The organism is Paenibacillus sp. FSL E2-0178, assembly GCF_038593005.1.
Lineage (GTDB): Bacteria > Bacillota > Bacilli > Paenibacillales > Paenibacillaceae > Paenibacillus_AQ > Paenibacillus_AQ phytohabitans.
The window spans coordinates 8,290,628-8,315,569 of the sequence record NZ_CP151953.1 but is presented as its reverse complement, the minus strand read 5'-3'; the positions used below and the strand labels follow the sequence as shown (position 1 = coordinate 8,315,569).

Genomic DNA, 24,942 nt, shown 5'->3' with positions numbered 1-24,942 from the left:
CAAAAAACGGTAAAACTATAAAACTTGCAATCTTTATGTTATCATAAGCTAATTTTAAGGTAAAATTAAGAAATGCAGGGTAAGATCAATACCATGAAATACTTTTAGCGAGGTGATTTCAAAATGAGAATGCTCATCACATTTCAGAACAAGCTTGTACCAGTATATTTCACAACAGAAAACAAACAGCCTACCCAAAAAGTACTTCGACTGCTTAACAGCACACTGGAGCTCAAAATTCAAAAGGGAAAAAACGCCCTGCAGAAATGTTTGAATTCTCTAATCAGTATCGAAATTAAAGGCTCAGAAGCTATATTGCACAGTTATAGTGAAAATGATTCACTGGCTTTATCCCTCTATTAATAGAGGGATATTTTTTTGCCGGAATATATGCATGATACAGCCCCGGAGAACACCATACAAAAAAGCACACGCCTGCAGTCCAGGAATGTGCCCTCTTTATATAATGCGTGTTATCTGTATGATCAGGGTATGCTTTGCCTCAGCCAATCCTGAGATTCCGTTTCTCTTCTTTCTCGGCCTTTTGAATCCGCAGCTTGAACAACTTCACCAGGTTGCGCCGGGTATGCTCTTCGTGACAGTTGTCCAATTTCTTAATAATGAAACGGTCAATGGACATGTCAATCGCTCCTTTGGAATGGGATCAGAATCCCGTTGTAGGGAGAGGAAATCATTTCCTTGTCTCCTTGTAACACCTATATAACCGGGTCCCGGATGGCTTAAACCAGCCAATATCACTGCTGCAAACAGCTGCAAAATTAGTCTTACTACATATTGACGGTTCTTCTGCGATTGGATTCCTTCAACAGGAGATATGGTATCTGTGCAAAAAAAGCCTGTTTGTGTCGGCAAAATAAAAATTTTATCCGACGGATATTTACAAACAATTTATTAAATGCTATATTATCTATAGTTAATATTAAATATATATTTAAGGAGAAATCATAATGTCTAATGTCCTGTTTATCAAAGCAAATAACCGCCCAGCCGAGCAATCTGTAAGTGTTCAGCTCTATAATGAGTTCCTGGCGAGCTACAAAGAATCCCATCCGCAGGATGAAGTTACTGAACTGGATTTGTTCGCTGAACAACTTCCTTACTACGATAACACGCTGATCACAGGCGTATACAAAGCAGCACAGGGCTTCGAGGCAACTCCTGAAGAAGCTGCCGGCGCCGCTCTTGTTAAGAAATATCTGGACCAGTTCCTGGCCGCTGACAAAGTGGTATTCGCCTTCCCGCTCTGGAACATGACTGTTCCGGCCGTACTGCACACTTACATCGATTACCTGAACCAGGCCGGCACAACCTTCAAGTATACTGCTGAAGGTCCTGTAGGATTGCTGACAGGCAAAAAAGCAGCTGTACTGAACGCCAGAGGCGGCGTGTACTCCGAAGGCCCTGCTGCAAGTGCTGAAATGGCTGTTAACTTCATCATGGGTAACCTGAACTTCTGGGGCTTCAAGGAAACTACACAAGTTATCGTTGAAGGACACAACCAGAACCCGCAGAAATCCGCTGAAATTATCGCAACTGGTCTGCAACTGGCAAAAACTGCAGCTGCATCGTTCTAATCCGCCAGCGTTAAAAGTCCGGTTTCACCTTTAGAGCTCCGCACTTTTATCAGGCATCTGCTATAACATCAACCGGACTTTTATTTATATATAGCTCCGCCGGTGCATCCTCCGGGACACCCCCCGGACCCTACAGGAAGAGGCCCTGCAGCTGATACGTCAGCTGCAGGGCCTCTTTTTGTGCTCTGCGGAGAGGTTAATACTCTTCCAATACCCGCTGCCAGCTGTTGCCTTTGGCACGCGGAGGTGTGCTTTTTGAGGAGGCAGCTACGCTTTTGCGTTTCTGCTTCACTTCCTTGCTGTTCTGGAACTGCACTTCCTTCTGCGTCTTGCGGTAATTAAGCAGCCGTTTCTCATCCAGTGCACCGTTTGCTACTGCCTCAAGCACCGCGCAGCCTTCCTCCCGCACATGACGGCAGTCACTGAAGCGGCAGTCTGCCGCGAGCGAGCTGATGTCACCGAAGGCCAGATCCAGGCCTCCCTCATCTTCCCACAGCTGCAGCTCACGCATCCCCGGCGTATCGACAATGATTCCGCCGTCCGGCAGGACAAACAGCTCACGGTGTGTGGTCGTATGCCGCCCGCGGCTGTCCCCTTCCCGGATATCCTGGGTAAGCTGCAGATTCTGTCCGCTGAGCCAGTTAACCATCGTTGATTTGCCGCAGCCCGAGGAACCGGTCAGGGCTACGGTCTGACCGCGGCCGATATACGGCAGCAGCTCCTCCCGCCCATCGCCGAGCAGCGCGCTGACCGCATGTACAGCTACCCCGGGAGCCGCCTGCTGCATCTCGGCAATTTTATCCGCCGCATCGGCACAGAGGTCTGCCTTGGTTAGCAGAATTACCGGATTCGCCCCGCTGTTCCAGGCCATAATCAGATACCGCTCCATCCGCCGTACATTGAAATCATCGTTCAAGGCGCTGACCAGGAACAGGGTATCAACGTTGGAGGCAACGATTTGTTCCTCTTGGGTAACCCCTGCCACCTTGCGCGAAATTACGCTGCGGCGGGGCAGGACGCCATGAATCACGGCATGCTCCCCGCCGTCCTGCATGGCCAGAGCCACCCAGTCGCCAACCGCCGGATAATCACCGGACCCGGTCAAGGTATGTCTGAGCTTGCCGGATAACTCTCCCCAGATCTCGCCCGTGCTTGCGATGACCCGGTACTTGCTGCCGAAATCACCGACAATCCGGCCCGGCTCAAGTACCCTGGCCTCGAGCTGCTGCAGCTTATCTGTCCACTTACTTTTCCATTCATCGTTCCAGCCATACTGTTCTATATTCATTCATTTCCTCCTGGTTATTGTTACGTATTGAGCTTTAAATATTGCCTTTTTGAGTTTTAGGATCAGTCGCCACTGCGGTGGATATTTGGGCTTCCGGCCGCTGTTAGGTTTGGATTTCATGATTTAACACCGTGTTCACGGAGGAAATCCAAACCTAAAGGCGAACGCTACCGCTCCTCCAGCCCAAAATCCCCCTCCGTCACTCCTTCTCATTTCTCAAATATTCAATTCTAAACCAATAGCTTCACTAGCCTGCTTAATCATTCACGTGTATTTCCGGGAGTTTGTACCCCTTCCAATCCTTTTAGCACAGCAGCATCATTGACAGCATGCAGCATATAATGGCTGCTGTTTCAACAAAAAAACCGCCGGAACCCAAAGGTTCCGGCGGCGGAATCCAAACCAAAAGCTGAAGCACTCCCCTCGTACAAAGAGAAGAGAGTTGCCTCAGGTTTCTGTGCGTGCCGCAGACCAGGATATATTCAAGCGCATGAATATACATCTGGCTATGCACGCAAAAAAGCCGCCGGAACCGATACGGTTCCCGGCGGCTCTAAAAGGCATGTTAGAGCTTACCTGCTAAGCTGGGAATCTTATTCCACAGCCGCTGTTCCCGGAAGACACGTATCCACAACAGTTGCAACTGATCCTGATAACACGGTATAAACTGTCATTTGACATCGTCTCCTTCCGAACTAATATGCTGTTATGATAAACGCGCTGCCAGCTGTTTGTCAACAGGCTCTCTTGAATTTTTTAACAAAATCTAATTAAATAATGCCTTCTAGCTCATTCAGCTCATGAATGGTGGCAATCGGCTGCACGTTCAGCGAGTCATCCCAGGCATGGTTACGCTTCAGCCAGATGGTATCCATTCCGGCCCGGACTGCCCCCCAGATATCATTCACCGGATGGTCCCCTATGAACAGGGTCCGGTCTGCCGTTGAACCCAGACGTTCCAAGGCCAGCCGGTAGATCTGCGGGTCCGGTTTGCTGATTCCGACTTCACCAGAAATTACGATAGTACGGAAGTAGGGGCGCAGGCCGAGCAGATCAATTTTGCCATATTGAATATCCCTGCTGCCATTCGTTACAAGTCCAAGCGGATAGCGGCCTTGGCAATATTCCAGTGTCGCCACAGCATGCTTCATGATTGCCCCGTGGTGAATATAGGTTTCGTCGTAGTATTTCCGGATGTCCTCTGCCGACCGCTCTGTCTGCCAAGGGAGAACCTCGCTTAGTTCTGCAAAGAAGCCATCCTTATCACGGTAGCCGTCAGCATCTCTGATAATCATATCTTCAACCACCCGGCCGGCTTCATCCTCATTCAGGTGTCCGAGGAAATCCTGTACAAATTTCATACTGAAACTGCGGAAGGTCTGATCACGGTCCATCAGCGTATTGTCGAGGTCAAACAGTAAGGCTTGTACTTCCTTCATTCTTTCGTTCCCCTTATTTCATCAATTTCAATGATCCCACATCAGAAATTCATTGTACTATGCACCGGGGAACAAAGAAAAGACCATTCTGTTAAGAAGAACAACCGCTTCTTCCACAGGATGGCCTCTATTTTCAGATCAGGTCCGGGACACTTAAGGTTCAAAATGCTCTGCGCGATGCGTAAGCATCATTTCCTCTTCCGTAATGTAAAGCGGGAACGGCGGCGTTTCCTTGAGATAACGTTCCGTGGAGAGCAGCCGGTAATGAACTTCTGGCAGCCAGGCATCTTCAAGCAGCGGGAGCTTGCCCGTGTCACTGATATAGTTATCTACAGCCGACTGCACCATGTCGAGATAATACGGTACCAGCTTGTCAGCTTCCTCAAAGATTTCAAAGGTTTCGCGGGACATATAGAACTTCTGTTGCGGGACCCCGCCCAAATATCGTTTAAGCCGGTTTAGATCAATACTTTTATCTTCCATAATCAGAGCAGTGCGGTTAATCGGCGCAGGCATATCTTCTTCAAATTGCCTAACAGCCTGCTTGATCTGCGGCAAGGTAACGGTGAGATGAACAGACGGCATATTTTTTTTGGCGCGTTTGAATATCATACTGAAAGTCTCCTTTCGAAGTTTATGTCAGATAACGCTTACAATTCCATTTTATTCGTTATTCAAACATTTAATCAGCAGATTCGAACTTGTCACACAAAATCCCCATTTATTAGATCATTATTTGACATTTTCCCAGTGAGTCCACAACTCCGGCGGATTCAGCTCATACTTCTCATTCTCCCGGTACATGAATTGATGCATAATGAACTCCCGGCGGATCGTCGCATAATCCTCGTGAAACGGCTTGATGAATTCATTGATCTCTTTTTCCGAATAGACTACACCCGGCTCCAGCTTCTCCACCATATACTGCAGGGCGATCAGCTTCTTCTTATACTGTGCGGGAATCTGCCGCAGGCGTCCGTCCTTGGCAAAAAAATTACGCAGCACCGATTCCTTCAGGCTGCTCTCCGGCGACTCTTCCTCCATCTCTTCCACCCCCTTGGCAAAAATAAATTTCAGCGAGGCCTCTGAGCCTGCCTGAATAAACTCAGGATTCAGCTTGAAATATACGGTATTCTTGTCTCTGCGCTCCATGATCAGCGCAGCTTCGCGCAGTTTGGCGGCATGATGGGTAACGGTGGGCTGTGACAGGTTCAGCTTCTCGGCCAGCGCATGCCCGTGAACCTCGCCTTTGGACAAAAGCAGCAGAATCCGCAGCCGGGTCGGATCGGACAACGCTTTATGGTAAGCAACAATTTTATCTAACTGCATCGGAACACACTCCTATAGACATTTGAACATTCATAAACGCTGTTGTATGAAAATACATATCTTATCTGCTGCATTGCGTTTAGATATATATCTAATTATATACCTTTTTCAACGTTTGAGCAATGCTCTTGTTACTGGAAACACCGGGGAATGGCAAAAATCTAAAATATAAGGTACCATTTACTGAAAAGAATACTTACCCGGGAGGATGCAGCTATTATGAAAGACGTAATTATTATCGGTGCGGGTCCCTGCGGACTGTCTGCAGCTATAGAATGCCAGCGCCAGGGGCTCTCCAGCCTGATCATTGAAAAGAACTTTATTGTCCATTCTATCTACCTGTATCCGACGAATATGCAGTTCTTCAGTACAACCCCGCTGCTTGAAATCGGAGATGTGCCCTTCACCTCCCCGAACGACAAGCCATACCGCCATGAAGCCCTGGTCTATTACCGCCGCGCTGCCGCGCAGCATGGCCTCGACATCGCCGCCTATGAGGAGGCACTGTCCGTTCTGCCGCAGGAGGATGGCAGCTTCATCGTACATACACGCAACAAGCGCGGAGAAGAGCAGCACCATAGCGCCGCGAATGTAGTCATTTCAACCGGTTATTTCGACCAGCCGAATATGATCGGGATTCCCGGGGAAGAGCTATCCAAAGTAACCCATTATTTCGGTGAAGCCCATCCGTATTCCGGCATGAAGGTTGCCGTCATCGGGGGAAGCAACTCGGCGGTTGATGCCGCTCTGGAGCTCATCCGGGTCGGTGCCAAGGTGGATATGGTCTACCGTGGAAGCAGTATTTCGGAGAATATTAAGCCATGGGTGCGTCCGATTTTTGAGAGCATGGTCCAGAAAGGGAACATTACTCTTCATCTGGAGTCACGGGTAACGGAAATCACCCCGTCTTCTGCAGTGGTCACGGCAGGCAGCGGGGAGACACGCATCCTGGATAATGACTTCGTCCTTGCCATGACCGGCTTCCGTCCGAGCAGAACCCTGTTATCCTCGGCAGGTGTGCTGATGGATGATTCCCTCGATAAACCTGCCTTCAATCCTTCTACGATGGAGAGTAATATTCCCGGTATCTATGTCGCTGGCGTTATCGCCTCCGGACGGAATGCCAATGAGGTATTCATCGAGAGCGGACGGGGTCACGGCAAACTGATTGCCGATCATATTATAAGCAAAAGGCTTTCTTAGAGAAGGAGTGCTTCTAAGCTATGGATATGACCTCGTTACTGCTGCTGGGTCTGGCCGCACTGGGGATTATCAGCAGCAATTCTCCGGTCACGATTGCCATGGTCGTTCTGCTGCTGATCCGGGTGCTGGGCCTGCAGCAGGCTTTTCCCTGGCTGGAGAAATACGGGCTTACCATCGGCATCATCATCCTCACCATCGGAGTGATGACACCGCTGGCCAGCGGTAAAATCTCGCTGCAGACGATCGGGCAATCGTTCCTGCACTGGAAATCGCTGGCCGCAATCGGCATCGGGATACTCGTCGCCTATCTCGGCGGACGCGGCGCGGTGCTTATGGGCAGCCAGCCGACCATTGTGGCCGGGCTGCTGATTGGCACCGTCATCGGCGTCGCTTTTTTCAAAGGTGTCCCGGTTGGTCCGCTAATTGCCGCCGGTATCCTGTCCCTGCTGATTGGACGGATCTGAACCCGCCGCAAAGATAAAACAGGCTGCATCTTCACCTAATCGGGTGAGTATGCAGCCTGTTTGTTATCCTGCCTAATAAGTTGCGCCCTGCTGGCGCTTGGAAGACCCTGTTATCCATCCAGCCGCTGCACATTGAACAGGCGTGCATAGCTGCCCTCCAGCGCCATCAGCTGTTCATGGGTTCCGCGTTCAGTAACAGCCCCGTTCTCCAGCACAACAATCTGATCGGCATAGGTTATGGTAGACAGTCTGTGAGCCACAATCAGTGTGGTCCGTTCTGAGGAGAGGGCCTGCAGCGACTGCTGAATCAGATGCTCTGATTCAAGATCCAGCGCTGAGGTGGCTTCGTCCAGAATCAGCACTTTGGGGTCCTTCAGGAATACCCGCGCTATCGCCACTCTCTGCTTCTGGCCTCCGGACAGCTTCACTCCGCGCTCTCCCACCTCCGTATCATAGCCTTCCGGCAGCTGCATGATGAAATCATGGGCATTAGCCGACACCGCCGCTGCAATGACCTCCTGCTCCCCTGCCTGCGGATTGCCGAACAGAATATTATCCCGCACGGAGCCGCTGAACAGGAAGTTATCCTGCAGCACCATGCCCACTGCCTTGCGCAGACTCTCTTGGGTCAGCCCTCTGATATCCTGCCCGTCCATCCGCAGGCTGCCTTCACTGATATCGTAGAACCGCGGAATCAGGCTGATCAGCGAGGACTTGCCGCCCCCGCTCATCCCGACAAAAGCCACCGTCTGCCCCGGAGCAATACGCAGATTAATATCGCGCAGCACCCACTCGTTCTCATCGTTATACTTGAACCATACTCCGCTGAATTCAATCTCTCCTGCGGGCGCCAGCAGCGGCTTCGCCCCAGGGGCGTCTACGATATCATAAGGCTCATTCATCAGCTCCATCACCCGCTCCAGCGAAGCAGAAGCCTGGGTCAGCACAGTTGAGGAATTAATCAGGCGGCGGAGCGGTGCATACATCCGGTCCAGATATCCGAAGAAGGCTACGAAGGTTCCCAGAGTCAGATTACCCTGGATCACCTGGTATCCCCCGTATCCAATGACGAGGAGCGGTGCGATATCCGTCAAAGTATTGATAATCGCGAAGGTAAAAGCGTTCCAGCGCGTTTGCGCCATCGCTTTTTCCAGAAAGCGGCCGTTAATGTCCTTGAACTGCTGCTGGTCCACCCGTTCCATAGTGAAGCTGCGGATCACCGCAATCCCCTGAATCCGTTCATGCAGATAGCCCTGAATGACCGCGAGCGCCTGGGACCGGTCCTTGGTGAGCACCTTAAGCCGCTTATAGAGGGTATTCACAGCAATGCCGTACAACGGCAGAATCGCAATCGAGACCAGCGCCAGCACCGGATTCAGGTAGAACATGAACCCGAGTGCAAAAAGCAGCGTGAACATGTCCAGCCAGACATTCATCATTCCGACCTCAACCAGATTCTTCGACTGCTCCACATCGTTAATAAATCTGGAGATCGCCTCGCCCACTTTGGTATTCTGGTAATAACGCAGCGACAGGCGCTGCATATGTCCGTATAGCTTATTGCGCATATCGAAGAGAATCTTACTTGTAATCAGCTGGGCAAAATACTGGCGGTAATACTCTACCGGACCTCTGATAATCACGAACAGCACAAATGCGCCGCTGAGCACGATCATCAGCTTGGACACCCGGTCAGCAATGGTTAACGCAGGATTGCCCAGCAGATCATCTACTACATACTTCAAAATCATCGGCAGCGTCAGCGGAATACTGAATTTGATCATCCCGATAATTAATGTGAGCACAATCCATTTCATGTAAGGCCGTACGAAGGTATAATAAGATTTCCATTGTTTCACAGCCTTTTACGCCCTTTCCCGTTAATTGGTTTACCCGGACACTGTTGACATTTGCGCTCCGCAGTGTTTTTATAATTTTATTAGTTACGATCGCAGTACCTGAAATCCAGGAGGATAATGATGCCCAGACAATTTGTGACGGAAGCCGTCATGATGGCGATTTACGGCCAGCTTCTCGCACCGCGGAGCCCTGTAGAATATATAGTGCCTTACACTACTATTATGGAATTGTACGAACTACGGGACAGTGATGAGCCGGTGATGAGCCACGCTGACGATGACCAGCATGTGAAGCTGAGAATCCGCGAGCTGATCAACTATTTCGAGGAACCGCTCAATTCTAAGAAGATCAACCGCTGCCTCAATGTCCCGTGGGCCAAAAGCTCCGGCATTCTGCTCGGCGGACAGGCGCAGATTACCATCATCAACAGCCTCGACAACGCTTCCTACGGGGAAACCTTTGATCCAATCGAGACGGAGCTGCTGCTGGCCTCCCAGCGTGAGCAGGTACCGATTCTCACCGACCAGTTCGAGCTGATTCAGCGTATCATCGAAGGCGGAGTGCCGGTACAGGTGTTTGATATTGATGATTTCGAGTTCGCGATGGAAGAAGAAACATTCCGCAGCTCACCCTGAAGCCGCAGCAGCTGATGTAGGCAGAATGCCTAGCCGCTATGCGTTCTCACGTAAAATCCCTTGCCACTTGGCAAGGGATTTTGACATCTTTCACCGTAACGGGGCCTGCACCATTCCTCACTTCCGGGTTATTCCTTTACCCCTCCGGCGACCGGCACAGGCTCATACTTATATTCGATATCATCCTCAGCCTCTGAATAGACAATCGACAGGCTATACCCCTCCATGTACCACAGATCCTGCTCTTCCATATAGAAAATAAGGCTTCCCTGCTCGAACTGAACAGCGGGACGGCCCGGCGGTTCTGTAGCTATTCCCAGCGAGAATCCGGGATGCAGTCCGCCCCCTGAGCTATACCGGGGAAACAAACGGACATACGCTCCATTCTGGAGGCTCAGCTCTCTCTTGAACCAGGCGGCAGCTTCCGGGCTAATTAACATGTTCATCTCTCCACTCCTCCCGATTAAGTTTATTTTATCATACAGCTTATTCGCAATTTGTTCAAAATTACATTTGACAATCCTTGAAGGGGGATGATAAACTCGGAACATAACGAAGCGTCTTCAAGTTATTACCAAATCAAAGAAAGGGTGAGCGCGGTGTTTACTATTGTTCCAGCATATTTCCTAACTATTGTCGGCAAATCCACACAACTGAATACCGAAGCAGCCCGAGTAATGGATAATTCCTGAGTATCATGCGTGTTACGCGTACCGTATGAATTCAGGCTAAGCAATTCTCTTCCATGTCTCTGTGCTGCGACAAGCACCGTGGACATGATAGTCGTAAATGACAGGCGTATCATCCGTTTTCGGATGGTACGCTTTTTTGCATGCTTTGAGAGAGTTATCCATTGTCCTGAAGCCCCACAATTTCCTTACCAAGCCGGCAAACAACATTCTCAACACGAAAGGAAGGGATTTCCCTTGTTCTCCGTTCTCCGCGATCTCGGCTGGTTCTTCCGCCGGGAAAAAAGGCGCTATGCTATTGGCCTTATACTGCTAATTGTGGTAGGTGTGCTTGAATTGCTGCCTCCACGTCTCCTCGGTAACGCCATTGACGATATTGTCAGCGGCTCCATTACTGCAGGTTCACTGATGAAATATATTGGCATGATCGTGCTCATGCTGCTGATTATTTACTGGATCACCTACATATGGATGCACAAGCTGTTCGGAGGTTCAAACCTGGTGGAGCGCCTGCTGCGCTCGCGCTTCATGAATCATCTCATGACGATGACACCGGCTTTCTTCGAACGTAACCGCACCGGTGATCTGATGGCCCGGGCCACCAATGATATCCGTGCGGTATCGGCTACCGTAGGCTTTGGTATGCTGACCCTCGTCGATTCGACAGTCTATCTGACAGTAGTGCTGTTCGCCATGGGGTTCCTGGTCAGCTGGAAGCTGACACTTGCCGCAGTTATCCCGCTTCCGCTAATCGCGATAGCTATGGTCTTCTACGGCAAAGCCATTCACGACCGCTACAGTCTGGCGCAGGATGCTTTCGGTGACATGAACGATCAGGTGCTCGAATCCGTATCCGGTATCCGCGTTATCCGTGCCTATGTGCAGGAACGCCAGGATGAGAAGCGTTTCTCTGATATCACCGAAGATGTATACCGCAAGAATATGGCCGTAGCCCGGGTCGATGCTTTCTTCGAGCCGACGATCCGCTTTTGCGTAGGCCTCAGTTATATTATTGCACTGACCTACGGAATCTATCTGGTCTTCCGCAATCAGATCACACTTGGAGATCTCGTCTCCTTCAATATGTATCTCGGCATGATTGTCTGGCCGATGTTCGCCATCGGCGAGCTGATTAACATTATGCAGCGCGGCGGCGCCTCGCTGGAGCGGATTGATGAGACACTGCATGCCAAACCTGATGTGCAGGATATCCCTCATCCGACTCCGGTAGAACATCCGTCATCCATTGAACTGAAGGATGTGACCTTCCGCTATCCGACCTCAACCATCGACAACCTGAGCGGAGTCAGCCTTTCCTTGTCGCAGGGCCAGACACTCGGTGTAGTTGGACGGACCGGCAGCGGCAAATCGACCCTGCTGAAACAGCTGCTGCATGAATATCCGACCGGCCAGGGTGAGATATTGATCTCAGGTGTTCCGATCGGGCAGATTGCCCTGGATCAGCTGCACAGCTGGATGGGCTATGTACCGCAGGAGCAGATTCTGTTCTCCAAATCGGTACGCGAGAACATACAGTTCGGCCATTCCGGTGCCAGTGATGAGCTCATTATGCAGGCTATAACGGCTGCTGCATTCCAAAATGACCTCGGCACCTTGTCTGACGGGCTTGATACCATGGTTGGCGAACGCGGTGTTTCCCTCTCCGGAGGACAGAAGCAGCGGGTCTCAATCTCCAGAGCCTTCATCTCCAATCCGGATATTCTGATTCTGGATGATGCACTGTCTGCTGTTGACGCGCGGACGGAAGCCAAGATCATCGAGAACATCCGTGAAGAGCGCAGCGGTAAAACCACGCTCATCTCCACCCACCGCCTCTCAGCTATTGAACACGCCGATCTGATCGTGGTGCTGGACGGAGGACATATTACGGAGCGGGGTACCCACCAGGAGCTGCTTGAATTGAACGGCTGGTACCGTGAGCAGTTCGACCGTCAGCAGGTTGAGAATAACCTGACGAATGAATAACCCAAAAAATACGTTTTTACGTGCATCATATCCATTCTAATGTTCTGAAATATAGGAGGTGTCACCGTTGACACAGAGTACAGGCAAACGTCTGCTGCAGTACGCACTGACTGCCAAAAAAACATTCATAGCAGCCCTTCTGCTCCTCACCATCGGGGTAGCGGCTGAGCTGGCGGGGCCTTTCATCGCCAAGAGTATGATTGACAATCACCTGCTCGCGATTGAGAAGCCTTATTTCGAGACTGCTTCGCCTGAAGATGCTGCTGAATATAACAACAACTATTACAAGCGCGGTGACCGGTTTGCCGCAGATGAAGTCAAAGGCCAGGAAATCCGCCTGCTTCAGGCTGGCAGAAGCTTCTATTTCATTAATGAAGCTGTAGCCCAGACCGAAGGCGAGCGGAGTTTCTCGGACGGGAACCTGCGCATCCAATATGGCGATCAGGCGACGGTCTATCCGGCCGTCAGACTGTCGGCTGATGACATGTTTTCATTTTACAAACCAGAGTTCCCCGGGATTTATAAACTGGTCGCTCTATACGCCATGTTCCTCGTCATCTCCATAATTGCGGAGTTCGGCAAAACCTACTGGCTGCAATCATCAGCCAATCAGGTTATCCGCAAGCTGCGGACGGACGTGTATGCGCATATCCAGCGCCTCCCGGTGCATTTCTTCGATAATCTGCCTGCGGGCAAGGTGGTGTCCCGGGTCACCAATGATACGGAAGCGGTCAAGGATCTGTTCATTGCCGTATTGTCCAACTTCGCAACAGGGATTATTAATATTACGGGTGTATATGTTGCCCTCTTCCTATTGGACATCAAGCTGGGTCTTGTCAGCTTGTTCATCGTGCCGATTATCATTGTCTGGATTGTGCTCTACCGCAAGATTGCAACGAAATACAATACGATCATCCGCTCACGCCTTAGTGAGATCAATGCCATTATCAATGAATCCATTCAAGGGATGTCCATTATCCGGATCTTCCGCCGCCAGAAGCAGAGTAGTGCGGAATTCGAACAGCTGAATGATGATTATCTGAAATACCAGAACAAAATGCTTAACCTGAATGCCTTCACGTCCCACAACCTGGTGAACTCCCTGCGCAGTCTCTCCTTCGTGCTCGTGCTGTGGTACTTCGGCTTCGGCAGTCTTGACGGTTCAACCTTCGTCTCCCTGGGCGTCCTTTACGCCTTCGTCGATGTACTGGGACGGATGTTCCAGCCGATTACAGGGATGGTCAACCAGTTGGCGAACCTCGACAGCTCGATGGTATCTGCAGGACGCGTATTCACGCTGATGGATGAGCCTGGTGAGCCGGTAACCGACGGTTCGATGCCGCGTTATAAAGGTGATGTTGTCTTCAAGGATGTATCCTTCGCCTACAAAAAAGACTTCGTCCTGCGCGATATCTCCTTCGAGGCGCGTCCGGGCGAGACTGTCGCTCTGGTCGGTCATACCGGCTCGGGCAAAAGCTCGATCATCAATCTGCTGTTCCGCTTCTACGATCCGCAAGCCGGAAGCATCACTATTGACGGCCAGGAGGTCAAGGATCTGCCGAAACAGTGGCTGCGCAGCCATATGGGCATTGTGCTGCAGGACCCTTACCTCTTCACCGGAACGATTGCCTCGAATGTCAGTCTCGGGGATGAACGCATCAGCCGGGAACGTGTAGAGCGTGCCCTGCGTGAAGTAGGGGCTGACAAATTGCTGTCCCATCTGCCGCAGGGCTTCGACGAACCGGTAATTGAGAAAGGCAGCACCTTGTCCGCCGGCCAGCGGCAGCTGATCTCCTTCGCCAGAGCGTTATCGTTCGATCCGGCGATCCTGATTCTGGATGAAGCGACCTCCAACATCGATACCGAAACGGAGAGCATCATCCAGCAGGCACTGGAGGTGCTGAAGAAGGGCCGGACCACATTCATCATTGCCCACCGGCTGTCCACCATCCGCAGCGCAGACCAGATTCTGGTGCTGCACCGGGGTGAGATTGTTGAACGGGGCAGCCATGATGAGCTGATGGCACTTGGCGGACGTTACTTCCGCATGTATCAGCTTCAGCTGGGTGCCGGTGCCGGTAACGGTGCGGAGGCACCGGCCTCAGGCGCTGTCACCTCTTCCACTTCCGCTGCCGGACTGCGTCCGTCACTGGAGCAGATTTAATCTTTGAGGATCAGCCAGCCTCTCTGCTGATTAACAAGCCCCCCTGATGCTGTAGAAGCTTCAGGGGGGTTCTTTCGCTTGAGTTCAGAACATTTGTTCCGTATAATGGAAAGCAATACATAGGGATGGGGTGAAGGACTTGATGACCTATAGTCTGAGCAAGCGGCAAGCCCGGCTGTTCCTGCTGCGTCACCAGCGGCTGGTCACGGGAGGATTGAAGGAGGGCAAGATGAGCATCCACGAGTTCGTCCGCCACGTGGGCTGTATTCAATATGATCCGCTCAGTATAGCCGGACATAATCATGAGCTTGTGCTGCAGGCCAGACTTCCTGGATTCCGGCCGGAAATGGCCACAGAGCTGCTCTATAAGGACAGGCTGCTGATTGACGGCTGGGACAAGAATATGTCGATCTACTGCACAGAGGACTGGCCTTATTTCCAGAGGCGCAGAGAAGCCGCCGCCAGGCATCAGGACAATGAAGCTATGGCTGCCATGGTCACCCATGTCCGTGAAGAACTGAACTCACGGGGTCCGCTCTCTTCGCTTGATCTGGAGAGCAAAGAGAAGATCGACTGGTCCTGGGCTCCGGCGAGACTATCCCGGGCAGCGATGGAGAGCATGTATTTCTGGGGAGAGCTCTCCATTCACCACCGGGTGCATACCCGCCGTTATTATGATTTTACGGCTAAGCTGCTGCCGGCCGGACTGCTGAGTGCAAGCGATCCGAATGTAACTATGGATCAGCACCATGACTGGTATGTGCTGCGTCGGATCGGCAGCATCGGGCTGCAATGGAACAAATCCGGGGACGGCTGGCTCGGAATCTCCGGCCTGAAGAGCAAGGAGCGGACAGCAGCCGTACAGCGCCTGCTGCTAAGCGATAAGCTCCGCGAGGTACGGGTCGAGGGCATCAAGCTCCCGCTGTATATGCGGACAATAGATGCCCCGGAGCTGGAAGCGGTACTGCGGCTGGATGATGCCGCTGATACAGACACTGGCACACAAGAGATTACATTCGCAGCGGCGCTGGCTCCGCTCGACAACCTGCTGTGGGACAGAGAGTTGATCCGCCAGCTCTTCGGCTTCCATTACCGCTGGGAGGTATACAAGCCGGTGCTTGAGCGGGAATACGGTTATTACGTACTTCCCCTTCTATATGGCGACCGCTTTATCGCCCGGCTTGAACCAGTGATGAATAAGAAGAGCGGAATTCTTACCATTGTCCGCTGGTGGTGGGAAACCGGAGAATCGCTTGTTCCGGGCATGCTTCCCGCGCTCGTCAAGGCCCTCACTTCACTTGCCCGCTCAACCGGAGCGTCCGGTATCCAGTTTACGCCGGAAACTGTCCAGTCCTGCGGGCTGCAGGAGCTGGAATCCGCGTTGTCCTCTCCACAATAACATCACAACGTAAAGAGACTCCTCTTATCCGCAGGGTTTTTCTGCGTAAAGAGTGAGTCTCTTTGGTATGAACTGATAGGATGGCATTATTTGATATGCTCTTCCTCAAGCCCCAGCTTGCTGTACATCTCCGTACAATAGCCCTGCAGCTTAATCTCCAGTCTGCTCGCCTTGTTCTTGAACCGCTTCAATTCGCGGATCATATGGGCCCGTCCCGCCGGTGTGAACGTTTCCTGAATCCGTTCCTTGAAATAATCATGGACAATGTGGTTGCGTTCTTTCCATACTGCCTGAAGCTGGCTCGTTTCTTCCTCCGAGAATGGAAAGTGATGCTGGATTTCTTTGATGAGCTGGCCGAGTGAATTGCTAAGCTTGCGTTGATACAATTCTGATATCTCTGCGTCGGTTGGTGTTTTGCCCTGTGACAGCTTGGTCAGCAGCAGCAGATTAGTCAATTGCTGCTCCAGCGCCTGGCAATAATAAACGGCCAGCCCGAAATAAGCAAATAGCTCTTTGGATTGTTCACTCTCCGGTACTTGTGTATCCTTCATCTTTCCTCCCGTTCCTGATCTGTTTATTTGAGCTGTATAGATTGAAACTTTATTTCTATTTTGGAATGACCGTTACTGCAGAGAATATTTGGACTTCCTGCCGCTGCCCGTCTACAGATTTCTCGAATTTAACCGCTGTTCGCGGTGGAAATCCGTAGACAAAGGCGGACGCTATCGCTCCTACAGTTCCAAATATCTCCTCCGTCACTTTTTCTAAACTGTAAATCTTCAGGTTCAAAGGATTCAGCTCATGTTATTTTGTTATAGTCCATGCGGCCGGAGCGGTAAATGTAGAATCCGGTCAGCAATATTATGTATACCAGCGCGTGGGCATAGGCGCCAAGCAGGGTCGGCACCGGCAGAGTATCCGCATTCATCATTGCATCCATCACCGGAAATACGGGCGGCAGCAGCACCGGAACAACGGGTCCGGGCACCAGCTCAGCAACCTTGCTGGCGCTGATGGACAGAATGATGGTGATCAGCATCAAGCCGGCGGCGTAACTGGTTCTGGACACCCAAGAGGACTGCAGGTACAGGGAGACCGCAATACCCAACATACCAAGTAGAGCATGTCCGGTAAAAGCAAGCAGGATCCGGTCCAGCCCGGCCGGTTCATTGAAACTCCCGGTCAACACCGGATAGATGACAATGAAGAGGTCCAGCAGCAGGGTGAGCAGACCCAATGTAAGTATACCGCCGATACTGTAGCGGCGGGCACTGCGGAGCTGGACGATAACCACCTGCTTCTGTACCGCATGCTCATGATTCAGAAAGCTTAACCCCAGCCAGCAGCAGGCTACAAATAGAAAGACTGCCGTAGCGGAGTAGCTGTTCATTACAGGATTAGGCTTATAGGAATACAAGATTAACACGGCTATAATGATGCCGGCAACCGGACCGAAATACCGCTGGGAGACACTGTAGCTGCGCAAAAAATATCCGATGAGAGCCTTCACCCGCGTCCACTCCCGTTCTCTTCCTTCGGGTCCATCCACTCTGTTATACCGCTTAAGCCCCCGAGACGTTCAACCGAAACAATTGAACCGCCTGCGGCAAGAATCTGCTGCAGGCAAGTATCCGACACCTTCTGCTCTACAGTCAATCCTGTACAGGCTGCACCTGCAGACTCCGGCACCGGCAGCATATGGAGCACTCCAGGCAACGCCATTACCGCCTGTTGTTCCACTGGCGGAAGGTCTGTGTAGACGATATGTACTGACGGCACCGTCCGCAGGTTCTCTGCTCCATGGATTGTCCGGATAATCCGCCCTTCCTGCAGCACATACACGGCATCCGCCAGATCTTCTACGGTCTGGGGCTCGTGCACGGAGAAGACCAGTGCCGTCCCTTCCGACTTCAGCTCCTGCAGCAGTTCGGTCAGCATATGCTGCGCCGGAAGATCCAGCCCGGACATAGGCTCGTCCAGCAGCAGTAGCTGCGGACGGATCAGCAGGCTCTGGATCAGATTGACCTTCTGCAGCATGCCCTTGGAGAAGCCTGCCAAGGGATGGCTGCGGGACGCTCCCAGCTTAAAGATATCCAGAAGTTCGCTCACCCGCGATACCGATGCCGCCCGGGAGAGCCCGGCAATACGGCCCATGTCGTGCAGATAATCTTCTGCTGTTAATTTCAGTCCCGGAAACGCTTCGGGCGCATAACCCGTAGTCAGCCCTTGACGGCCGTATGTAAGTTCACCGGAGGACAGCCTCAGCAGTCCCGCGAGAATGGAGAGCAGTGTACTCTTGCCGGAGCCGTTCCGGCCGATGAGCGCCGTGGCCGTGCCAGGGCGGACAATCATCGATATGTCATGAAGAACCGGGCGGCCTCCATACCGCTTGGCTCCCCGGGTGAGTGTAATAAGCGGCGGTGCATCCGCCGCATCTTCCGGCCTATTAATTCTGTCTGTACTCTGAAGGAACATCCGCTTAAAGCCTCCTTCAATTTACGCTAGGACACAGGCCGCATGGAATCACAGCCAAAGTTCTCTTTTTACTACATTCGCCGGAAGTCTCCTTTTCTCCTGTTGGATTTCGCAGATTACTGAATATCGGATACAAAAAAGCCAGAACCGTGCAGAATGATTCCCGCACCTGTCTGGCCCCTGCTTTTATATAAGGAAGTGCTTAAATCTGTATTATGCGTATACCTCAACAGCTCCGCTTACCAGTCTGCAGGCCATTGCCGCACTGCGGCAGGCATCGATGCATTTCTGGCAGTGTATATGCTCATGTCTGCTGCTCGCATCCGCACAGCGCTCACAGATATCAGCACATAACCGGAGAATCTCCACCACAAACGGGCTCTGCCGGGTCATTGCCTGGATAGCGAAAGAACACATGTCAGCACATTCTCGGTCAAGCTGGATGGTCTCCCTTAGTGCTGCCAAATCATATTCTTTCAGGCTTGAGACATAGCTATAGTTACAGGCATCCATACATTTCATACAAGCATCAATGCATTCCTGATATTGAATTCGGGTCATAGCCTTAAACCTCCTGCAATTATTATAGGGTATGCCTATGTATTAACCTGCAAGAAAAGGAACGAACCAATCCCCCGGCTTCAGGGGAAGGTATTACAGGCTTCTTTTGACGGCAGCCGGTCTTGCCAGCAGACGTTTCTCCAGCCGCAGAAGCTCCGTGCGCAGTTCGCTGGAGGAGAAATGTTCACCGATAAATACGGCGACATCAGGTACCTCGCCCTGGGGGGTGATTTTCATGAAATCCGCTTCCCTGTAGGCATATTGAAACAGAAACCGGCTGGAGGTATCGTTAAAGGATACAATCCCCTTGGCCCGGTAGACGTCACGCGGCAATTCCTTAACAAACCGTTCGAAGGCCTCGCTGTTCACGGGATTCTTGAAATAATGCGTGTACGCCATCACATGATCATGCGAAGCATGCATCTGCCTGGCATCTCCATCCTGTTCACTATGCTCATTCTCTTCTGTTACACCACGTTCTTCCGAATAGACTCCACCGATATTGCCGAGCAGGGCTTCCGGCTCCAGCTCACAGCGTACAGCGGGCATTATCTCTGCATACGCATTCCATTTGCGCAGCACAACCGTGATCTCTTCAGCCTCTTCTGCACTGATCCGGTCTGTCTTATTCAGAATAAGCACGGATGCGCAGCGGATCTGCTCCTGCATGAGGCGGTAGGTAGCCCCCTGCTGGGAACGGTACAGCTCCAGGAGATGAGCGGCATCAACGACTGTTATCAGCCCCTTCAGCTCCACCTGCTGATACAGCGAGGTTTCGGTAACCGCATCGACAATCTCCAGCGGATTAGCTGCGCCAGTCGCTTCAATGACGACTACATCCGGTGATTCTTTTTTGACCAGAGTGGTCAGTTCTGTACTTAAATCGCCCCTGCTTGTGCAGCAGATACACCCGCCCAGCATCTCGGCCATCGGCACAGACTGCTCTACCAGCAGACCATCCAAGTTGACCTCGCCAAGCTCATTCATGATGACCGCCGGCCGGAGGCCTTGCGTCTTCCAATGCTCCAGCAGCCGCTGCAGTAATGTAGTCTTGCCGCTGCCGAGGAATCCCGACAATATATAAACTGGTAATGACTGTTCCAAGTTCACTCGCTCCCCGCAAAAATCAGTTATGGTAGCGAGTGTACTACATTGCCTGCCTCTGTGCAAGACAGCTGCCCCCTTCCGGCGCTTCTGCCTGTCCGGCACGAACTTGTCTTTGCCTCCTCCATCCCCTATCATGGGGGTTAGAAGCCGTTCATTACAGACAAAAGGAGCTGGTTCGCATGACCTCCGTAGAAGAACACCGGCGTGAAGCCCCCGATTCAGTAGCTTGTTATATCATTACGGTCTCAGACACCCGGACCCTGGAGACGGACACCGGCGGCCCGCTGATCCAGAATATGCTGGAGGAAGCGGGATACATTGTTACCGGCCGCACGATCGTCAAGGATGATTATGAGGATATCCGCGAGCTGGTCTACAAAAGCTCCGTCCATTCCGGCATTGAAGCCGTACTGCTGACTGGAGGGACAGGCATTTCGCCCCGCGATACGACTTATGAGGCGGTTGCTTCACTGCTTGACAAATCGCTTCCGGGTTTCGGGGAGATTTTCCGGCTGCTTAGCTTCACGGAAGATATCGGCTCTGCCGCCATGCTTAGCCGGGCTATTGCCGGCACGATCGGCAGTACGGCAGTATTCTCGATGCCCGGCTCCACTGGTGCAATCAAGCTTGCCATGGAACGGCTGATCCTTCCCGAACTGCGGCATGTGATGCGTGAAATCTACAAACGTTCCTGATCAGGAGTACCGGATAGTCATACGCCCATTTATCGGGAATATGGACAAATGAACAAGCAGGCCCCTGTACAGCGCGTATACTGGCATAAGTCCAATCGCGAAGGAGCTGAATGTAATGAGAAATTGTCCAAAATGCCCTGTTCAAACAGTTACTGACCCTACAGAGGTCGTATATGAAGATTACTATCATCCCCAGGTAGTCCAGGTAGTCCACCATGTTGAAGTGGTCCGGCGCCATCACTGTGTTCCGGTCCCGCAGCACATCTACACTTATTCCGTCCGGGATGAAATGTGCGGTATTTCCGGAATTATGCGCGGCAGAAGAAGATAGAACTCTCGTACTATAACGTTAACTGTAAAAGGCAGACCTGCCCACCGCGTTTCTAATTGAAGCGCGCGGGCTGGTCTGCCTTTTTTGTGCTGGTCCTGAATGGCCTATGGTGAACGGATGCCTATCTTTTAATGAGCGTGTGTGCCCAAGTGCTCCAGAAGTCCGCTAAATAGGTCCTTTACCTTCTTCGAATACTTCCCCTTCTCTTTGCCCATGGAGGTATACACCAGAGAAGTATTATCCTTGTTATAGACCTCTGTTCTCGCCCCGGACGTCTCCGCCAGCTGCATACCACCGTACCAATCCGTAATCCGGCCCACCCGCTCAGGGCGGCTGGTGAATACATGCAGCGTGATATTCTGCGCGGGCTGGCTGTTGATCAGGTACAGATAGCTGGTATTTCCGCGATTGTCTTCGGTGAACTTCTCATCGGTCAGCGCAAGCTGTTCATTGGCAAAAGCCTGCCGCATCTCCTTGCGGAACCGGCCGTCCAGCCCTTTCCCCTGCGAGTAAGCCAGCATTGTCCCGTCCTGATACGCTTGCATCGTGTAGCTTCCCGCTTCCTTCTTGTTCTGCTCCCCGGAGCAGCCTGCGAGCAGTGTTCCGGCAGTCAATACCGCAGCCAGCATACCTGCTAATCGGCGCTTCATAACTATTCCCCCTTCACAAACACTCAGATTCTTCCTGTTGGGTATAGGATGGCTGAGTACGTGAAAAGTATGCAAAGAGCCGATTGTCTTACCGCAAATTGCTGGAATGATTCCGTGCACCGGGAGATTAACGTACTGGCGGGTCCGTATGCACATCGGTATCAGGAGCTGAAGCAGCCCACCGTGTGAAGGTTACCTGAAATCCCGGCCGGGTTGGAGCACACAGGAAGGGTCCTGCCTGCTTCCCGGTCACATACGGAAAACGGGCGACCCGGATCGTCCTCCAGGGATGATTCTCCGTTCTGGCTCTGAGGATTACGGCATCCTTCATCCGCGAAGCCCGGAGGGTGATTACCTCACCCGTCCATTCCGGAACAGGTGACAGCGACCAGTCGGAGTAGCCATCGGTCACAACGGCGCCCACATGTGGAATACCATCATTCAGCTCAATGCCGGCTTTGATCCAGACTTCCTCACTATGCCACAGCATAATGCCTGCCTGATCATATAGCTCTGTGAACCCGTCCAGCGAAAAGCTGACCTCCATAGCTTCCGCATCCTCCCAGGGTGCGAGCAAGGCGTGCCCGTTGTCATGCTGGAAGCCGTACATCGTTTTTTGCCAATAATCACTGCCTTCTGCAGCTTCCGCCACAAGTGCTCCTGCTACAACTCTGCTGGACACCGGTTCGTTACTCCATACTCCATCCTGCCACGCTACTATTCTCATTACAGGCTCACCTCTTCTTTCCGTTTTTTCATCATACTGTTGATCTGCTCAGAGCTTAGAATCATAACAATAATATACCCGATCATCACCAGCGGAAGAATCATAAAGCTGCTGCGCGCCGCCACCCAGCCCAGAAGCGGGGGCAGAAAAGCTCCGCCGGTATAGGCCAGAGCCATCTGATAGCCCATAATTTTCTGGGAGTTCGCTTGTCCGAACCGGGCCGGTGTCTCATGCAGCATACAGGGGAAGATCGGTGCCGACCCCAGTCCAATCAGGATAAATGCAACCAGTGAAAAGACCGCCGGAAGCGGTAAAGCCAGCACCAGCGCACCCACCATGGATATTACCAGCCCGCCGCGGATGAGCTCCTTGTTGCTGAACCGGAAGGTAATAAACCCGGTAATCAGCCGCCCGGCCGTAATTCCGCCGTAATACAATGACACCCAGGCAGCAGCAGTTGCTGCTGAGACACCCTTGACATTAACCAGATAGCTGCTGCCCCAGAGTCCTACCGTGGCTTCCACTCCACAATAGAACAGGAAGGTAATCATCGCCAGCTTCACGCCTTTGATCCGCAGCACATTGCCGGAAGCAGCCTCCGCTGCCATTACCGTCTCTGGCTCGTTCCTGACGTACTCAGCCTGCGGACTGCTGCTCTTACCTGCCCTTTTCCATAGCGGCAGACTGATAAACAGCAGCACCACAAGCGCAAACTGAATCATGCTGACAGTGAAGTATCCCGTTCTCCAGGAATCACCTCCTGCGATATAACGCGACATAATAATTGGTCCGAGCATCGCCCCGATGCCCCAGAAGCAGTGCAGCCAGCTCATATGATGCGCCTTATAGTGGGTAGCCACATAATTGTTCAGCCCTGTATCGATAGAACCGGCTCCCAGCCCCAGCGGCAAGGCCAGCACAGCCAGCCAAACTACGGAAGAAGAGTAAGAGAAGCCGAGCAAGGCCAGAGCCGTCACAGCCACGCTGATAAAAGTAACCATCCCCGTACCCAGCCGTTTCAGCACGGCACTGCTGGCTAAACTAGAAATAATCGTCCCCGCGACTACAATCATGGAGAGCAGCCCCGCCGTCTCAACCGGAGCGCCATAATCCAGCCTCATGATCGGCCAGGCCGCTCCCAGCATGGAGTCCGGCAGACCTAAGCTGATAAATGCCATATAAATAATGATCAAGAATACCGTTGCCATCTCTTCCCCGCCTAACCTTCTATTTTCGTTAAATACAGTCTTTGTTCCAAAGTGCCCAGCGTCTGCACAATCATGCCCTGAATGTAATCTGCGGCAAAATCGTCTGACATTCTCATCCTTGGAATTGCAGGATAAGGCAGCGCGGCGCTGCATTTCTTCTCCACGGATAGAAGGTGCTCTTCCTTCAGGAAGCTGCCGTACAGCACAATAACATCCGGATTCAGCACACTGCTGACAGCGGCCGCCAGCCTGGCAATCGCATCTGTAAGTGCCTCAAAGGAAGCAATCAGTCCGCCATCTCCCCAGGCAATGCCGAGCGGAATGTTGGCTACCTCTCCGGCGAAGCCGCGTTTCCCCTTATACAGCTTGCCTCCTATAAATATGCCGGCTCCCGGAGCGAAGCGGTCCGGAAAATACAAATAGACAACTGAAGCTGTCTCCTCCTTCATCCTTCGGCAATAGCCAATCACGGCAGCGTTGACATCGTTCTCGATCACTACAGGTTTGCCGTACCGCTGCCGGAAATGCTCTGCCACCGGAACACCGCGCAAGGCTTCGTAATCGGATACAACCATTAGGCCTTCTACTTCCGCACCCGGCAGGCCCAGACCGATAGCCTGTATCAGGGGATACATCTGCAGCGAGCTGTCAATCACCGCTTCAAAGGCCGCCAGATCGACGCCTGAGACCGCTGTATTATCCTCAAACAGTGTACGTCCGGTCAGCGTAACAACCGTTCTGTGAATGTAGATCACATCCTGCTCTTCATGCGTGAACAGAATCAGCGCCAGGGCATACTCGTCATTGTATATGTATTGCTGTGCAGGCCTCCCTCCGCTGGAGGACACCTGTGCTCCAGCCAGCACCTCATTCTGCGCTTCCAATAGCTGCAGCACAGTGCCCACTGTAACGACACTAAGGCCGCTAACTCCGGCAATCTGCCGTTTGGTTGCCTGCCCGTGTTCCTTCAGCACCTGCCGCACCAGGTTCATATTCACTTCGCGAATGACTAACGCATTGCCGCCAATCTTCTGCATCTGCTTTCACCTCGTTATAATAATACTTTAATAAAGTGTTTTAATAAATAGTTATTTTGAAAAAATTATTGAAATGTTGAATAGCCCGGCAGAGAATCTC

Annotated in this window: 26 protein-coding genes; 10 read left to right on the top strand and 16 right to left on the bottom strand. The window is 52.0% G+C overall.

From position 1 onward, the window contains the following. The first annotated feature begins 123 nt into the window (after positions 1–123). Positions 124–363 carry a hypothetical protein gene (locus MHI42_RS35970; RefSeq protein ID WP_039310083.1) on the top strand — a complete coding sequence of 80 codons (240 nt, stop codon included), beginning with the start codon at positions 124–126 and terminating at the stop codon, positions 361–363. A 139-nt stretch (positions 364–502) separates the two neighbouring features. On the opposite strand, the gene MHI42_RS35965 is transcribed toward MHI42_RS35970, so the two are convergent. Further along, the gene (locus MHI42_RS35965) at positions 503–640 is read right to left on the bottom strand and encodes a hypothetical protein (protein WP_171715981.1); all 138 of its coding nucleotides are present in this window, start codon (positions 638–640) and stop codon (positions 503–505) included. Positions 641–968: 328 nt separating this feature from the next. Here MHI42_RS35965 and MHI42_RS35960 point away from each other — a divergent pair, with 328 nt between their 5' ends. After that, the gene (locus MHI42_RS35960) at positions 969–1,595 is read left to right on the top strand and encodes an FMN-dependent NADH-azoreductase (protein ID WP_039310081.1); all 627 of its coding nucleotides are present in this window, start codon (positions 969–971) and stop codon (positions 1,593–1,595) included. A 196-nt stretch (positions 1,596–1,791) separates the two neighbouring features. Here MHI42_RS35960 and rsgA read toward each other — a convergent pair whose 3' ends face one another. From rsgA to MHI42_RS35940, 4 genes are all read right to left on the bottom strand, one after another. Then, a complete protein-coding gene (gene rsgA / locus MHI42_RS35955; protein WP_342422264.1) occupies positions 1,792–2,883 on the bottom strand; it encodes a ribosome small subunit-dependent GTPase A in 1,092 nt (363 codons plus the stop codon). 770 nt (positions 2,884–3,653) lie between these two features. Beyond that, positions 3,654–4,322 (bottom strand): HAD family hydrolase, encoded by a 669-nt coding sequence (locus MHI42_RS35950; protein ID WP_342422263.1) that lies wholly within the window; start codon positions 4,320–4,322, stop codon positions 3,654–3,656. 153 nt (positions 4,323–4,475) lie between these two features. Next, positions 4,476–4,934, bottom strand: a complete 459-nt coding sequence (locus MHI42_RS35945) for a DUF3939 domain-containing protein (RefSeq protein WP_171715984.1) — start codon at positions 4,932–4,934, stop codon at positions 4,476–4,478. A 120-nt stretch (positions 4,935–5,054) separates the two neighbouring features. Next, positions 5,055–5,651: a metalloregulator ArsR/SmtB family transcription factor gene (locus MHI42_RS35940; RefSeq protein ID WP_039304641.1), complete on the bottom strand. Its 597-nt coding sequence runs from the start codon at positions 5,649–5,651 to the stop codon at positions 5,055–5,057. Positions 5,652–5,870: 219 nt separating this feature from the next. Here MHI42_RS35940 and MHI42_RS35935 point away from each other — a divergent pair, with 219 nt between their 5' ends. Further along, positions 5,871–6,854, top strand: a complete 984-nt coding sequence (locus MHI42_RS35935; protein WP_342422262.1) for a YpdA family putative bacillithiol disulfide reductase — start codon at positions 5,871–5,873, stop codon at positions 6,852–6,854. Between the two features lie 20 nt (positions 6,855–6,874). Further along, positions 6,875–7,318: a DUF441 domain-containing protein gene (locus MHI42_RS35930; protein ID WP_042214583.1), complete on the top strand. Its 444-nt coding sequence runs from the start codon at positions 6,875–6,877 to the stop codon at positions 7,316–7,318. Positions 7,319–7,428: 110 nt separating this feature from the next. On the opposite strand, the gene MHI42_RS35925 is transcribed toward MHI42_RS35930, so the two are convergent. Continuing rightward, on the bottom strand, positions 7,429–9,177 hold the full coding sequence (locus tag MHI42_RS35925; RefSeq protein ID WP_336101770.1) for an ABC transporter ATP-binding protein: 1,749 nt from the start codon (positions 9,175–9,177) through the stop codon (positions 7,429–7,431). A gap of 120 nt (positions 9,178–9,297) precedes the next feature. Here MHI42_RS35925 and MHI42_RS35920 point away from each other — a divergent pair, with 120 nt between their 5' ends. Continuing rightward, the gene (locus MHI42_RS35920) at positions 9,298–9,813 is read left to right on the top strand and encodes a hypothetical protein (protein ID WP_039304650.1); all 516 of its coding nucleotides are present in this window, start codon (positions 9,298–9,300) and stop codon (positions 9,811–9,813) included. Between the two features lie 128 nt (positions 9,814–9,941). Here the strand turns inward: MHI42_RS35920 and MHI42_RS35915 are convergent, their stop codons facing one another. Then, complete coding sequence (locus tag MHI42_RS35915; protein WP_039304653.1) at positions 9,942–10,259, bottom strand: hypothetical protein; 318 nt, start codon at positions 10,257–10,259, stop codon at positions 9,942–9,944. Positions 10,260–10,739: 480 nt separating this feature from the next. Between MHI42_RS35915 and MHI42_RS35910 the strand changes: the two genes are divergently transcribed. The 3 genes from MHI42_RS35910 to MHI42_RS35900 all read left to right on the top strand — a co-directional run bounded on the left by MHI42_RS35910 (position 10,740) and on the right by MHI42_RS35900 (position 16,051). Further along, entirely contained in the window at positions 10,740–12,488 is a 1,749-nt protein-coding gene (locus tag MHI42_RS35910; protein WP_342422261.1) for an ABC transporter transmembrane domain-containing protein, read from the top strand. Positions 12,489–12,555: 67 nt separating this feature from the next. Next, positions 12,556–14,652: an ABC transporter ATP-binding protein gene (locus MHI42_RS35905; RefSeq protein ID WP_342422260.1), complete on the top strand. Its 2,097-nt coding sequence runs from the start codon at positions 12,556–12,558 to the stop codon at positions 14,650–14,652. Between the two features lie 142 nt (positions 14,653–14,794). Further along, positions 14,795–16,051 carry a winged helix DNA-binding domain-containing protein gene (locus tag MHI42_RS35900; RefSeq protein ID WP_342422259.1) on the top strand — a complete coding sequence of 419 codons (1,257 nt, stop codon included), beginning with the start codon at positions 14,795–14,797 and terminating at the stop codon, positions 16,049–16,051. Positions 16,052–16,137: 86 nt separating this feature from the next. Here the strand turns inward: MHI42_RS35900 and MHI42_RS35895 are convergent, their stop codons facing one another. The 5 genes from MHI42_RS35895 to MHI42_RS35875 all read right to left on the bottom strand — a co-directional run bounded on the left by MHI42_RS35895 (position 16,138) and on the right by MHI42_RS35875 (position 20,191). Then, complete coding sequence (locus MHI42_RS35895; RefSeq protein WP_042137943.1) at positions 16,138–16,602, bottom strand: hypothetical protein; 465 nt, start codon at positions 16,600–16,602, stop codon at positions 16,138–16,140. A 248-nt stretch (positions 16,603–16,850) separates the two neighbouring features. Then, on the bottom strand, positions 16,851–17,561 hold the full coding sequence (locus MHI42_RS35890) for a hypothetical protein (protein WP_042137944.1): 711 nt from the start codon (positions 17,559–17,561) through the stop codon (positions 16,851–16,853). Then, positions 17,558–18,526 carry an ABC transporter ATP-binding protein gene (locus tag MHI42_RS35885; protein ID WP_342422258.1) on the bottom strand — a complete coding sequence of 323 codons (969 nt, stop codon included), beginning with the start codon at positions 18,524–18,526 and terminating at the stop codon, positions 17,558–17,560. Before MHI42_RS35885 ends, MHI42_RS35890 begins: the two co-directional genes overlap by 4 nt. Before the next feature lie 213 nt (positions 18,527–18,739). Then, entirely contained in the window at positions 18,740–19,087 is a 348-nt protein-coding gene (locus MHI42_RS35880) for a four-helix bundle copper-binding protein (protein ID WP_039304665.1), read from the bottom strand. 93 nt (positions 19,088–19,180) lie between these two features. Next, positions 19,181–20,191 carry a GTP-binding protein gene (locus MHI42_RS35875; RefSeq protein ID WP_171715992.1) on the bottom strand — a complete coding sequence of 337 codons (1,011 nt, stop codon included), beginning with the start codon at positions 20,189–20,191 and terminating at the stop codon, positions 19,181–19,183. Between the two features lie 182 nt (positions 20,192–20,373). On the opposite strand from MHI42_RS35875, the gene MHI42_RS35870 reads away from it, so the two are divergent. Together MHI42_RS35870 and MHI42_RS35865 are read left to right on the top strand one after the other, a co-directional pair. Beyond that, positions 20,374–20,889 carry a MogA/MoaB family molybdenum cofactor biosynthesis protein gene (locus tag MHI42_RS35870; protein WP_171715993.1) on the top strand — a complete coding sequence of 172 codons (516 nt, stop codon included), beginning with the start codon at positions 20,374–20,376 and terminating at the stop codon, positions 20,887–20,889. A gap of 115 nt (positions 20,890–21,004) precedes the next feature. Beyond that, a complete protein-coding gene (locus MHI42_RS35865; protein ID WP_171715994.1) occupies positions 21,005–21,220 on the top strand; it encodes a hypothetical protein in 216 nt (71 codons plus the stop codon). 128 nt (positions 21,221–21,348) lie between these two features. Here the strand turns inward: MHI42_RS35865 and MHI42_RS35860 are convergent, their stop codons facing one another. The 4 genes from MHI42_RS35860 to MHI42_RS35845 form a co-directional block, all read right to left on the bottom strand. Continuing rightward, on the bottom strand, positions 21,349–21,870 hold the full coding sequence (locus MHI42_RS35860) for a hypothetical protein (RefSeq protein ID WP_342422257.1): 522 nt from the start codon (positions 21,868–21,870) through the stop codon (positions 21,349–21,351). A gap of 127 nt (positions 21,871–21,997) precedes the next feature. Next, entirely contained in the window at positions 21,998–22,597 is a 600-nt protein-coding gene (locus MHI42_RS35855; RefSeq protein WP_342422256.1) for a DUF1349 domain-containing protein, read from the bottom strand. Further along, the gene (locus MHI42_RS35850) at positions 22,597–23,805 is read right to left on the bottom strand and encodes an MFS transporter (protein WP_342422255.1); all 1,209 of its coding nucleotides are present in this window, start codon (positions 23,803–23,805) and stop codon (positions 22,597–22,599) included. The genes MHI42_RS35855 and MHI42_RS35850 overlap by 1 nt, the downstream gene beginning before the upstream one ends. 11 nt (positions 23,806–23,816) lie before the next feature. Further along, complete coding sequence (locus MHI42_RS35845) at positions 23,817–24,842, bottom strand: ROK family protein (RefSeq protein ID WP_342422254.1); 1,026 nt, start codon at positions 24,840–24,842, stop codon at positions 23,817–23,819. Positions 24,843–24,942: the final 100 nt, after the last annotated feature.

Bases quoted from the DNA above. Each gene is read 5' to 3' on its own strand.
- MHI42_RS35970 (WP_039310083.1), top strand. From the start codon at position 124: ATGAGAATGCTCATCACATTTCAGAACAAGCTTGTACCAGTATATTTC.
- MHI42_RS35965 (WP_171715981.1), bottom strand. From the start codon at position 640: ATGTCCATTGACCGTTTCATTATTAAGAAATTGGACAACTGTCACGAA.
- MHI42_RS35960 (WP_039310081.1), top strand. From the start codon at position 969: ATGTCTAATGTCCTGTTTATCAAAGCAAATAACCGCCCAGCCGAGCAA.
- rsgA (WP_342422264.1), bottom strand. From the start codon at position 2,883: ATGAATATAGAACAGTATGGCTGGAACGATGAATGGAAAAGTAAGTGG.
- MHI42_RS35950 (WP_342422263.1), bottom strand. From the start codon at position 4,322: ATGAAGGAAGTACAAGCCTTACTGTTTGACCTCGACAATACGCTGATG.
- MHI42_RS35945 (WP_171715984.1), bottom strand. From the start codon at position 4,934: ATGATATTCAAACGCGCCAAAAAAAATATGCCGTCTGTTCATCTCACC.
- MHI42_RS35940 (WP_039304641.1), bottom strand. From the start codon at position 5,651: ATGCAGTTAGATAAAATTGTTGCTTACCATAAAGCGTTGTCCGATCCG.
- MHI42_RS35935 (WP_342422262.1), top strand. From the start codon at position 5,871: ATGAAAGACGTAATTATTATCGGTGCGGGTCCCTGCGGACTGTCTGCA.
- MHI42_RS35930 (WP_042214583.1), top strand. From the start codon at position 6,875: ATGGATATGACCTCGTTACTGCTGCTGGGTCTGGCCGCACTGGGGATT.
- MHI42_RS35920 (WP_039304650.1), top strand. From the start codon at position 9,298: ATGCCCAGACAATTTGTGACGGAAGCCGTCATGATGGCGATTTACGGC.
- MHI42_RS35915 (WP_039304653.1), bottom strand. From the start codon at position 10,259: ATGAACATGTTAATTAGCCCGGAAGCTGCCGCCTGGTTCAAGAGAGAG.
- MHI42_RS35900 (WP_342422259.1), top strand. From the start codon at position 14,795: ATGACCTATAGTCTGAGCAAGCGGCAAGCCCGGCTGTTCCTGCTGCGT.
- MHI42_RS35895 (WP_042137943.1), bottom strand. From the start codon at position 16,602: ATGAAGGATACACAAGTACCGGAGAGTGAACAATCCAAAGAGCTATTT.
- MHI42_RS35885 (WP_342422258.1), bottom strand. From the start codon at position 18,526: ATGTTCCTTCAGAGTACAGACAGAATTAATAGGCCGGAAGATGCGGCG.
- MHI42_RS35880 (WP_039304665.1), bottom strand. From the start codon at position 19,087: ATGACCCGAATTCAATATCAGGAATGCATTGATGCTTGTATGAAATGT.
- MHI42_RS35870 (WP_171715993.1), top strand. From the start codon at position 20,374: ATGACCTCCGTAGAAGAACACCGGCGTGAAGCCCCCGATTCAGTAGCT.
- MHI42_RS35865 (WP_171715994.1), top strand. From the start codon at position 21,005: ATGAGAAATTGTCCAAAATGCCCTGTTCAAACAGTTACTGACCCTACA.
- MHI42_RS35860 (WP_342422257.1), bottom strand. From the start codon at position 21,870: ATGAAGCGCCGATTAGCAGGTATGCTGGCTGCGGTATTGACTGCCGGA.
- MHI42_RS35855 (WP_342422256.1), bottom strand. From the start codon at position 22,597: ATGAGAATAGTAGCGTGGCAGGATGGAGTATGGAGTAACGAACCGGTG.
- MHI42_RS35850 (WP_342422255.1), bottom strand. From the start codon at position 23,805: ATGGCAACGGTATTCTTGATCATTATTTATATGGCATTTATCAGCTTA.
- MHI42_RS35845 (WP_342422254.1), bottom strand. From the start codon at position 24,842: ATGCAGAAGATTGGCGGCAATGCGTTAGTCATTCGCGAAGTGAATATG.